This is a genomic window from Treponema sp. UBA3813, from assembly GCA_002368605.1.
In the GTDB taxonomy this organism is placed as follows: domain Bacteria; phylum Spirochaetota; class Spirochaetia; order Treponematales; family Treponemataceae; genus Treponema_D.
Window position 1 is genome coordinate 59,465 of the sequence record DFEB01000031.1, and the last position, 12,158, is coordinate 71,622.

7 protein-coding genes are annotated in these 12,158 nt (G+C 43.6%); 3 read left to right on the forward strand and 4 right to left on the reverse strand.

Features of this window, described 5'->3' with window-relative positions; all coding sequences use genetic code 11:
- Positions 1-7: 7 nt before the first annotated feature.
- Complete coding sequence (locus B2089_RS05010; protein WP_296323342.1) at positions 8-1,360, reverse strand: leucine-rich repeat domain-containing protein; 1,353 nt, start codon at positions 1,358-1,360, stop codon at positions 8-10.
- A gap of 22 nt (positions 1,361-1,382) precedes the next feature.
- Entirely contained in the window at positions 1,383-1,868 is a 486-nt protein-coding gene (locus B2089_RS05015) for a hypothetical protein (RefSeq protein ID WP_296323339.1), read from the reverse strand.
- 138 nt (positions 1,869-2,006) lie between these two features.
- Here B2089_RS05015 and B2089_RS05020 point away from each other — a divergent pair, with 138 nt between their 5' ends.
- On the forward strand, positions 2,007-2,333 hold the full coding sequence (locus tag B2089_RS05020) for a helix-turn-helix domain-containing protein (RefSeq protein WP_296323335.1): 327 nt from the start codon (positions 2,007-2,009) through the stop codon (positions 2,331-2,333).
- A gap of 170 nt (positions 2,334-2,503) precedes the next feature.
- Entirely contained in the window at positions 2,504-2,800 is a 297-nt protein-coding gene (locus B2089_RS05025; protein ID WP_296323332.1) for a type III toxin-antitoxin system ToxN/AbiQ family toxin, read from the forward strand.
- A 102-nt stretch (positions 2,801-2,902) separates the two neighbouring features.
- Here B2089_RS05025 and ppdK read toward each other — a convergent pair whose 3' ends face one another.
- Together ppdK and B2089_RS05035 are read right to left on the reverse strand one after the other, a co-directional pair.
- Positions 2,903-5,596, reverse strand: a complete 2,694-nt coding sequence (ppdK, locus tag B2089_RS05030) for a pyruvate, phosphate dikinase (RefSeq protein ID WP_296686210.1) — start codon at positions 5,594-5,596, stop codon at positions 2,903-2,905.
- A 71-nt stretch (positions 5,597-5,667) separates the two neighbouring features.
- A complete protein-coding gene (locus tag B2089_RS05035; protein ID WP_296686213.1) occupies positions 5,668-8,700 on the reverse strand; it encodes a ligand-binding sensor domain-containing protein in 3,033 nt (1,010 codons plus the stop codon).
- A gap of 129 nt (positions 8,701-8,829) precedes the next feature.
- On the opposite strand from B2089_RS05035, the gene B2089_RS05040 reads away from it, so the two are divergent.
- Positions 8,830-11,469: a homocysteine S-methyltransferase family protein gene (locus tag B2089_RS05040; RefSeq protein WP_296321256.1), complete on the forward strand. Its 2,640-nt coding sequence runs from the start codon at positions 8,830-8,832 to the stop codon at positions 11,467-11,469.
- Positions 11,470-12,158 lie beyond the last annotated feature (689 nt).

The window sequence follows — 12,158 nt, forward strand, 5'->3', positions numbered from 1 at the left end:
TTGCCCCCTATTTATTCCAAGCATAGATTTTTCCGCCGTGATTGATAGTTTTAAGATTTGGACATTTTTTAAATATATATTTCAAATCTTCATATGGAATATCCTTAGGAACTGTCGCACTTTTCAAATTAGTACATTCACTAAAAGCATCTTCACAGATTTCCGTCACAGAATTTGGGATCACAACTTTTTCAAGTGACTTACAGCCTTCAAAAGCACCGCGTCCTATTTCCGTCACAGAATTTGGGATTTCAATTTCTTTAAGTGACTTACAGCCTTCAAAAGCACGGTTACCGATTTCCAGCACAGAATCTGGAATCGCAACTTCCTTAAGTGACTCGCATCCACTAAAAACATACATTCCAATTTCCGTCACAGAATTTGGAATCACTACTTCTTTAAGTGATTCGCAATCGGCAAAAGCATGGTCACCGATTTCCGTAACAGAATTTGGAATCGCAACTTTTTCAAGTGACTTGCATCTGTAAAAAGCCCAGGCATCGATTTTTGTTACAGAATTTGGAATTATTATCTCTCTGCTTTCACAGGCATAAACATAAAATAATATGGTTTTATCCTTGTTGTATAAAATACCGTCAGAACAAGTTAAACTCGGATTTTTTTTTGAAATACTTATAGTCTTTAATGACTCGCATCCGGAAAATGCACTGCCACTAATTTCCGTCACAGAATTTGGGATTACAACTTTTTCAAGTGACTTGCATCCACTAAAAGCACTGTATCCTATTTCCGTCACAGAATTTGGAATCACAACTTTTTCAAGTGACTTGCATCCACTAAAAGCACTGTATCCTATTTCCGTCACAGAATTTGGAATCACTACTTCTTTAAGAGACACACATCTGAAAAAAGCACCGTGTCCTATTTCCGTCACAGAATTTGGGATCACAACTTTTTCAAGTGACTTACAGCCTTCAAAAGCACTGTATCCTATTTCCGTCACAGAATTTGGAATCACTACTTCTTTAAGTGATTCGCAATAGGCAAAAGCATGGTCACCGATTTCCATCGTGGTCTTAGGAAGACTTATACCAACGACCGCATCTGTAACAACTGCATCTATATATAGAGTTATGGGTTTAAAACTACTACTTTTAATTCTAGAAAGATCCAGAAAGATTTTGACATCTTTGTCGTCTGGTTCCATGTCTGAATCAAAATCTTTCCAGTCCCCCGTTACAACAAGCAGCGTATCTTCTGTCAGGTTTTTAATTACCTCGCCTGCCTTTTCAGCAGAAACCGTAATCTTTTTACCGTTGAATGCAATTGTTTCATTACAACTTATAAACAAAAAGATAAATGTAAAAAACAATAGGCAAAGCTGTTTCGTGTGTTTCATAAAAAATTCTCCTTTAAATATATTAGAACGCCAAATCTTTTCCACAATTAGAGCAACTTGAAGCAAACTCAGAAGAAACCATTTTGTAACAATACGGACAATAATATCTGCCGGGTTCCTCAATTTTTTCTGAAAAAATACGGGACGGAACCTTCGCAAACTGATAGCCTTCGTTTAATGTAATATTTTTTGTTACTTCTGCTCTTTTTTCCTCATTATCAGCAACTTCAGCAGGTTTAAAACTTACAGTACTAGACTTCGGTGAATTCTTATCGCTAACCAGTAAAATGGCAATCATTGCAACAAGGGGTATAACAAAGCCAAAAAAGAACCAAGGTGCAAACCTTCTACCTTTTTCTTCTGCTTTTCGTGCAACTACAAATCCCATGATAAGATTACATATCAATCTAGAAGTAATACTTATCGCGATATTATCAACACGGTTGGCAATCGCATTAAATAAGCTAGTAGAAACAATGAAAATAACAAACATTGACATGTTATTCATAAAAAAAATTCTCCTTGGTATATATCTATAAGCAAATTAAATTATGCCTTTAAGGAAATATTAAATCTCAATCTGTTATTTGTCAAATTATTATTTTCCGTTTAGAAATAAAATATATATCAATGAGGAAATTTTAAAATGACGGAAAATGAAATAAGAAACAATCTTGCAAGAAACATAAAAACCTTCAGAACAATACAGCACATTTCACAAGCCGATCTTGCAGAACGGGCAGAAATTTCAATTCCCTTTTTATCGCAGATTGAATGCGCAAATAAATTTCCTTCACCCGCCATACTTGCGAAAATTTCAGATGCGCTTGATACTTCTGTTTCGGATTTGTTTGCGGCAAGGGAAAAGGTTAATTCCGAAAATCATAAATTTATGATAAATGCCATAAAAGCGATTCTGGAAGGACAGGTCAAATCTTTTGAAAATTTCTGTGAGAATTATTTTGAAAAATGAAAAAAAGGTCAGCAAGTGATAAGTAACATGATACTTGACAGAAAATCATAAGGCATATTATATTAAAGTTATGGGAAAGCTCCGTCCCTCAACTGGAGAATGTAAATGGCGGCTGTAACAGGTCGCCTTTTTTGTTGGAGCTTCAATGTCTTACAAATTTGTAATTATACATGAAAGATTCTAAAAAGCTTTATGGAACACTTCGTTTCAATAATATGATCCCTGTCCCTGAATCCGAGATTATAAATTACGACTTAAATGCTGAAGGTGATTTAAAATATAAACTCATAGTTTTTAATGAACTTTATTTTGTTCGTCAAAACAAAGATAAAATAGAGCATACTGCCAAAAACCTATACGAAGCAAAAAATAATCAAGATAATCAGCCTGATGCTCAAAAGCCACTGTTGAAGATGACATTGGATTTTGCTCAATTGGAAGACTTGTGCTTAAATTTTAAAAAATAATTTTTTTTGTAATTAATAAACAGATAAACAGCCTAACCACCTAACTAAAAAACCGGTCACTAGGCGTTTCACCCACTGACCGGTCGTTTTTTTTGCAATCCGTTACTTATTCTTCTTTTCGTACTCAATCACGGCCTGTGCGCCTGCAAGGCGGGCAAGTGGCACTCGGTAAGGAGAGCAGCTTACATAGTTCAAGCCAATCTGATAGCAGATGTGGATTGATGCCGGGTCTCCGCCGTGCTCGCCACAGATTCCCAAGTGCAGGTTCGGATTAACCGTGCGGCCTTTTTCTTCGGTGATTTCCATAAGGGCTCCTGGGCCTTCGTAGTCCAAAGTCGCGAAGGGGTCGTCCTCAAGGATTCGTTGCTGCAGGTAGGACTCGATGAATTTTCCGTAGTCGTCGCGGCTGAAACCGAATGTGGTCTGAGTGAGGTCGTTCGTTCCGAATGAGAAGAAGTCCGCGTATTTTGCGATTTTTCCTGCGCTCAATGCGGCTCGCGGGAATTCAATCATAGAACCAATCTGGAATTTGAGGTTTACGCCCTTTTCCTTGTTGACTTTATCGATGACAGCTTCGGCCTGCTTTCGGATTTGCTCGACTTCGTTGTAAGAAACGACATTCGGAATCATAATCAGAACTTCGTGTTTCTTGCTTTCTTTTTCAAGCTGTGCCGTAGCGCGGGCGATTGCCTCGACCTGCATTTCGTAGATTTCAGGATATGTGATTGCAAGCCGGCATCCCCGGTGACCAAGCATCGGGTTGTGCTCAGCAAGCTGCATGACTTTTCGTGAAAGTTTTTCTTTATCAACACCAAGTTTTTCTGCAAGAGCGGTAAGCTGTGAGTCGCTTTCTGCCTGAATGAACTCGTTCAGTGGCGGATCAAGCAAGCGGATTGTGACTGGCCGGCCTTCCATAGTCTTGATGATTTCGTAGAAGTCTTTCTGCTGGAGGGGAAGAATTTTCGCCAGATTTTCCTTTCGGCTTTCGGTGTCTTCAGAAATAATCATCTTCTGGAAGGCGGTGAGTTTCGGCTCATCGAAGAACATGTGTTCCGTGCGGCAAAGACCGATTCCGTTTGCTCCGAAGCGGAAGGCATCCATTGCGTTCTGAGGAGTGTCGCCGTTTGCGTAGATGTCGAATCCCTTTACGCGGTTTCCTGATTCAGTGACTCGCTCTGATTTTTCGCGGATTTCGTCTGCCCAGCCCAAGAATGTTTCCAAATCGCCTGAAATAGTAGCTGGTTTGACCGCAACTTGTCCTTCGTAAACGAGACCTGTAGCTCCGTCAATCGTGAGGAAGTCGCCTTTTTTGTAAGTTTTTCCCTTGATGATGACAGTCTCAGCGTCTTTGAAAGCAACATCTGAGCAGCCGCAAACGCAAGGAGTTCCCATACCTCTGGCAACGACTGCCGCGTGGCTGGTTCTTCCGCCAGTTGAAGTGAGGATACCCTGAGAGACCGCCATTCCCGCGATGTCATCTGGAGAAGTTTCTTTTCGGACGAGAAGGACTTTTTTGCCATTCTTTGCCCACTCTTCGGCTTCTTCTGCGGTGAAAACAATCTGACCACAGCCAGCTCCCGGTGAAGCGTTCAGACCAGCGGCAATTTCTGTAGCCTTTTTGACGGCTTCTTTGTCGAGCTGAGGAAGCAAAAGCTGGTTCAACTGCTCAGGCTCTACGCGCATGATAGCCGTTTCTTTGTCGATGAGACCTTCTTTGACCATATCGACCGCCATTTTGACAGCCGCCGCGCCCGTTCTCTTTCCGTTTCGGCACTGGAGCATGTAGAGTTTGCCTTCCTCAACGGTGAATTCCATATCCTGCATGTCATGATAGTGTTTTTCGAGGCGGTCACGAATCTGGCAGAGTTCGTCATAAATCGCTTTGTTTGTCTGCTCCAGCTGAGCGAGTTTTTGCGGAGTGCGGATACCTGCAACGACATCTTCGCCCTGAGCGTTCATCAAATATTCGCCCATGAAGATATTTTCGCCTGTTGACGGGTCGCGAGAGAAACAAACGCCAGTTCCAGAAGATTCGCCCTTGTTTCCGAAGACCATTGCCATGACAGTGACGGCCGTTCCTTTGAGAGCACCTTCTTTGATGTTGTTGAGTTTTCGGTATTTGATTGCACGAGGATTCATCCATGAGCCGAAGACCGCTCCGATTGCTCCCCACATCTGCTCTTTTGCGTCCTGAGGGAAGTCGCTTCCCTTTTCTTCCTTATACATCGCCTTGTATTTTGTGACGATTTCTTTGAGTTCTTCGGTAGTAAGCTCCGTGTCCTGTTTTATTCCACGGTGAGATTTTACTTCATCGATGATTTCTTCGAATTTTGCGTGCTCAACGCCCATGGCAACATCGCCGTACATCTGAATAAAGCGGCGGTAAGCGTCCCATGCAAATCGCTCATTGCCAGTCTTTTTTGCAAGACCGAGGACAGCCTTGTCGTTCAAGCCGAGATTGAGGATTGTGTCCATCATGCCGGGCATTGAGATTGCCGCACCCGAACGGACTGAAACCAAAAGGGGGTCGCTTTCGTCGCCAAGTTTTTTGCCCATTACGGACTCAAGTTTTGCAAGATATTCGTCAACCTGAGAAGCCAATCCGTCAGGATATTTTTTTCCTAATTCGTAATATTCCTGACACACATCGGTGGTAATCGTAAATCCAGCAGGCACTGGAAGACTCAATGGAGCCTTTGCCATCTGCGCAAGGTTTGCGCCCTTTCCACCCAATTCTGCGCGCATTGATTCATCGCCATCTGCGTCGCCGTTTCCAAAAAAATATACATATTTCATAGTATTTTAAGTATAACACAGAAAATCCAAAATTATAGCAATTTAATGTTTTTTATATAAAATTTTCTGCATTATAAGAAATATGTCTTCATTTCGCCTTTGCCTTTTACCTGAATCTCAACGCCCTCACTGTAAGAGAACAAATCCTTTGTCTGGGCAAAAGTGCTTTCAGTAACATGAATTTTCATCGGCTCGCCCGTGCTTTCCATTCGGCTGGCAACATTAACAGTGTCACCCCAAATATCGTAGATGAACTTAGTCTTTCCAATGACGCCAGCAACAAGATTTCCAGTATTGATTCCAAGACGAATCTGAACATTCACTTTGTACTCTTTGTTAAAGGCATTTACATCTTCAATGAGACCTTGGGCAAAGCGAACCATTTTTGCAGCACCACCATTTTCTGCTTCTTCAGTAAGACCGCAAGCCGCCATGTATGCGTCACCAATCGTCTTGATTTTTTCGATTCCTTCATTTTTTGCACGATCATCGAATCTTGAAATCATCATGTTGAGCATGGTAACGACTTCTTCCGCCGTCATTTTATCGCTCATTTTTGTAAATCCAACAATATCAGTAAAGAGAACCGCCACATTGGGGTATTTTTTAGCGATTGTCTCTCCAGGATGATTCGTAAGCTCGACTGCAACATCAGCGGGGAGAATATTCAAAAGGAGACTCTCAGATTTTTCCTTTTCCAGTTTAAGTTCATGCGTTCGTTCCTCGACTTTTTGCTCCAGAACAATCTGATAACGGCGCATAGTATAGATTTTTCGCCAGACAGCCGCCAGAGCCAAAGCAGCAAGCAAAATCCAGAACCAGGGTTGCTGCCAGATATATGGTTGTTTTTCAATGGTAATGGGAATTGAAGGCTCGCTCTGAACACCATCACTGTTCTGCGACATGACCGTAAAATAGTAAGTTCCAGGTTTCAGGTTCGTGTATGAAACCGCGCGGCTGTCTGCCCAATCAGTGTATTCGTTTTCAAATCCAGTTAGTTTGTAACGGAAGCGCATACTGTCCGAAGAAATAAAACTTAAGCCAGTGAATTTTATGCTCAATCGTTTTGCTGAAGGCGAAAGCAGGATTTTTTCGCCGTGATAATCGAATTTTGCGTTGTCAATTACATAATCCTGAATCTCGATTTTTGGCGCGAATTTGTTTGTGGCGGCTTTTGCTGGATCGTAGAGGGCAAATCCGTCTGTAAGCGTGAACCAAACACACCCCCTTGAATCAATTGCCGAAAGGGATGTTGAGGTGACACCGCTGGTGATAAGACCGTCCGAGTCGCCGTAATATCGGACTGATACCCGCTTTTTTTTGCCTTCGATAACTTCGTTTATTTCTTCAAAAGGCACCGAACAAATGCCTTTGTTTGATGTCAGCCAAATATTATCCTGGCGGTCACAGATTATCTGGAAAACACCGTCCGTGCCTAAACCTGTCCGCGAGTTGAAATTCACGAATGAATCAGAATCTTCTATATACTTTGAAAGCCCCGTACCTGTTCCAATCCAAATTTCATTTTTGATTTCAAGGATTTTGAAGATGACATTGCCGGCCAGTCCATTTTCTGTGTTGTAATGCTTGAGGATTTTTTCGTTTTCAAGGACAAAAACTCCACCTCCGTTTGTTCCGACCCAGACCCGCTTTTTTGAGTCCTCCAGAACCCACATGATATAATGATTTGAAAATCCGTCTGCGCGAGTAAGAGTGGAAATATGTCCGTCTTCATGATGAACGATGCTCAAGCCCTGTGGAGTGGCAATATAATAATCTCCATTGGAAATTTTAATCGCAAGCCGGCATTTCATTATCGGTAAACCGTCTTCTTCTGACCAAATTTTGACCTTACCGTCCGAGCTAATACAAATCTGTGATTTTTCTGAATAGGAAGAAATAAGAAGCTCTCCGTCACTTGTCATTCCCACATGGCGGATTCGAATATTCTTGCAGAGTTCAGTGATTTCATTCTCTATAAATCCATTATTTTTATAACAATACACTCCGTTATCCGCACCGAGCCAGGTAACTCCACGAATCGGGTCTTCGCAAATCGCATTCACCGAGAAAGACATTTGAACCGTGCGGAATTTGCCCTTGCTCATTTTTTGCAGACCGCCACGGTTAAAGCCAATCCAGACATTTCCTTCACTGTCCTTAAAAAGCTTGGTAATTCCGTTATCAACGAGACCGTTTCTGCTGTCATAATAGACAAATTTATCGCCATGCATGATGGTAATTCCGGTGTCAGTTCCGAACCAGTAATTTCCCTCGGCATCTTTTGTCATGGCATTGACGACCGTTCCGTGCAAGCCTTCATGGCTCACATCATAAACTCTTTCCTGACCATCCTTGAGCTTAACTGCATAATGGGGGCTAACTCCGAACCAATATGAGCCGTCCTCTTCTTGAGTGACGCCGAAAATCGCCGGATCTTTTATCTGCTTGAATCCGTCAAAACGAACGACTTTCTCCGCATTGTGGTCATAAATAAAATTTTCGCCCTGCAGACCTGTTATAATCCAAACATTTTCATCATTATCACAAAACAAGCGCGCAACGAGGATTTTTTCCTGACCTAATTCAGCAAGTCCGTCTGGAACAATAATTTTATTTTCGGGAGTGATATAGCAAAGACCAGAAGATGTTCCGATCCAGATATTTTCTTCTCCGTCTTCACACATGACATTGATTTTATTGTTGGGAAGACCATTGTCCACCGTAAACTTTACTATATCGCCATTCGCCCGGAGACAGGTAACGCCCTCATCATTATGACCGACCCAAAGGTTTCCATGAACATCCTGAATTATGGAGCGAGCCGAAGCAAAATCATATTTTTCATCAATCGTTCGGTTGTAAGTGGTGAATTCTACGCCGTCAAATCGCACAAGACCGTCATAAGAGCCGAGCCAGATGTAGCCTTTTTTGTCCTGCATCATGGTTGTGATTGTCATGCCGGGAAGTCCGTCAGCAGTAGTCCAGTTTTTGCGGACAAAATCGCTCAAAAATGTCTGATTAATCGCTTCCTGCTTGCTTTGAGAAAAAATACTTCCTGAAAAAAACGAAAAAATGCATATAAATAGAAAAAATCTCTTCATTATTTGAATATTCTACTCTGTTTTTATAGGATAAGCAAATTTTCAGGATTCATTTGAAGTCTAATTAAATAGAAGACAGAAGATACCCATAATTGAACTAGGCTGATTTTTCCAGTAAAATAAGTTTCTATGAACAAGAACGCTCCGAAACCAAATTTCCGTGAATTTTTAAAATCTCAACTTGAGGCAGGTCTGCCAGTTTTTTTTGACGGCGGAATCGGCACCATGATTCAGAAGACGGGCTATACTGACTACGACATTCCCGAAGACCTTTCCATCGAAAAGCCTGAGATTATCGAGGACATTCACAAAGCCTATCTTGAAGCGGGGGCGAATGTTCTTACGGCAAACACTTTCGGCGCTCTTCCTTTAAAGCTGATTTCGGCAAAATACACTTGCAAAGAATACATTGAGGCGGAAATTGCCCTGCAGAAAAAATGCTTGCAGGAGGCGGAGGCGGCTGGAAACACCCGTCCCCACTACATTTCCTGGGACACCAGCCAGATTGGCCGGCTTTTGGAGCCAATGGGCGACCTGACTTTTGACCAGGCCTACGAGACTTATAAAGAAGCGGCCCTGATTGCAGAAAATGCGGGGGCGGAGCTTGCCATTATCGAGACTATGGCGGATTTGCGGGAAGTTAAGGCTGCGGTTCTTGCCACAAAAGAAAACACCAATCTTCCGATTTTTGCCAGCATGACTTTCCAGCCAAATTTGCGAACTTTGACCGGCGCTGACATCCGCACGGTGGTGGTCTATCTTGAGTCTTTGGGAGTGGATTTAATCGGCATGAACTGCGGCGGTTCTTTGAGCGAAGATGACAAAATCGTTGCTGAGTTCATGCGCTACGCTCACCTGCCTGTTTGCGCCGAGCCGAATGCGGGCTTACCCACGGTGATTAAGGGCAAGGCGGTTTATCTCGTAGGCCCGGAAGAATTTGCCTCTCATCACAAAAAATACCGGGAGCTGGGAGTTTCTGTCTTTGGCGGCTGCTGCGGAACGACCCCTGAGCATATCGCAGAGATGGTTCGCGTGATTGAGGCCATGCCGCCCCAAAAGAGAAAGCCTTGCGAGTTTGAGAATGCCTGTTTTATCTGCTCTTACAATTCCAGCGTGCAGATTGGCGGAAATGCGGGGCCTCAGATTATCGGTGAGCGAATCAACCCCACAGGAAAGAAAAAGGTAAAAGAAGCACTCCTTGCCCACAATATGAATTTCGTGCTGGGTGAGGCGGAAAGCCAGATTAACGCGGGCGCACAGATTCTTGATGTGAATGTGGGATTGCCGGGAATCGATGAGGCTCAGACTATGGTGGACGCGGTAAAGACAATTCAGGGAGCCTTTAACACGCCGCTTCAGATTGATTCCAGCGAAGGACCGGTTTTGGAAAAAGCCCTGCGCTACTACAACGGAAAAGCCCTGATTAACTCGACCAACGGCCGTCAGGATGTGATGGATAAAGTCCTGCCTCTGGTGAAAAAATACGGCGGAGCGGTGGTCGCCCTTTGTATCGATGAGGCGGGAATCGCACCCACTGCGGAAGGCCGGGTCGCCGTTGCCGAAAAAATCATCGCGGAGGCGGCAAAATACGGAATTCCAGTTCGTGACATCGTGATTGACACCCTTACCCTCACGGTTTCAAGCCAGCAGAAAGAGGCTCTGGAGACCGTGCGGGCAATTCAGATTCTCAAAGAAAAATACGGAGAGCAGGGATTACAGTTCGTGCTTGGTGTTTCAAACATCTCGTTCGGAATCCCGCGGCGCGACATCATAAACTCAAGATTTTTCGCCATGGCTTTGTACGCTGGCCTTTCAGCCTGCATCATCAATCCGCTGATGCAGCCAATGATGGAAACTTACTACGGCTACCGGGCTCTGGCAGGATTTGACGAAAACTGCCTTGACTACATCGAAAAATACAACGACACCCCAGCCCCGGTTTACGGACTTACGGCGGAACAAGCGGCTGCGGCAAAGGGGAACGCCGTAAAGACCGAAAATCATTCACTACAGCGCGACAAGGATGTCGCGTTCTCTGAGAAGCCAGAAAACTCCGCGACAACCCCTGGGTTGTCGTCACGACACGGAGGTCGAGGAACGCCCAAATTACCTGAAAACCTGACTGACTCGGAAAACTCGCTCATAAATATAATCTGCAAGGGATTCAAGGATTTGTCGTCAGAGGCCACAAAAAAACTTCTGGACGAGGGAAAAGAGCCGGTTCAGATTATCGACCGCTGCATCGTGCCGGCATTGGACATCGTGGGAAAAGACTTTGAAATCGGAAAGAAATTCCTTCCCCAGCTTTTGCTCTCGGCGGACACGGTAAGCGCAAGTTTCGCGGTAATCAAGGCCTTTCTGGAAGAGAGCGGAAACGCCCAGGAGTCAAAGGGAAGCATCGTAATCTGCACGGTTTTCGGCGACATCCACGACATCGGGAAAAACATCGTCAAGGCCATGCTGGAAAATTACGGCTACACGGTCATCGACTTGGGAAAAAATGTTCCGGCAGAAAAGGTCGTGGAAACCGTGCTGAAAAAAGACATTCAGCTTGTGGGACTAAGCGCCCTGATGACAACGACTGTGGCCAACATGGAAGACACAATCAAACTTTTGCACCAAGAGCTGGGCAAAGCCGGAAAATCCTGCAAAATCATGGTGGGCGGAGCTGTCCTCACGGCGGATTACGCAAGCCAGATCGGGGCAGATTATTATGCCAAGGATGCCATGGTGTCGGTCGCCATAGCTAAGGAAGTGTTTGGGAAATAGATTGACAAATTAGGATTATATGTTATAGTAAAAATGTCGGGTAGCCCGCCAGACTGCGCAAGGGGGATTCCGATTGGAGTCGATTGGCATGCGCCCTTTCCTGCACCGATATTTCAAACGCCATTATTGGGCTTTTTTCCATAGTGGCGTTTTGTTTTTTACAACATTTCTGCTTGAAGAAACCACAGTCTTTACATCATAAAAATCGCCATCAATAGACGGTACAAGCTGAACATAAGCCGTATTAAATCGGGGACCCCTTCTAAATACAATCAGACCGCTTCTATTTGGGTAAATGGCATCATAATCAGAACAAACATATTCAACAAAATTTCGGGCATTATTAAAACCTGCCGCCTGCAAATCTTTTAGCCTTGCCGTGCGTTCTATATGAGCTTCACCGTAATTCTCTTTAGACGACTCGTCTTGCTTGCCTATTCTAAGACGGATTTTTCCAGCTTGTCTTTTGATTGATTTTGCAATGTCCTCTGGAATTTCGCCAAAATCAATGTTTCCGGATTTAGTGAGTACGAATTCGCCTTAGTAGTGACAAGAATTTTTTGACATTTTAGAGAGAGTCTAACAAAGAAAATTGGAGATGACAAGACGAGCGATTGCAAAGGAAGTGTCCGCTGACTGCCCCGCTTCATTCTTTTCACCTTATCACAAAATGATAGACTCCCCATGTT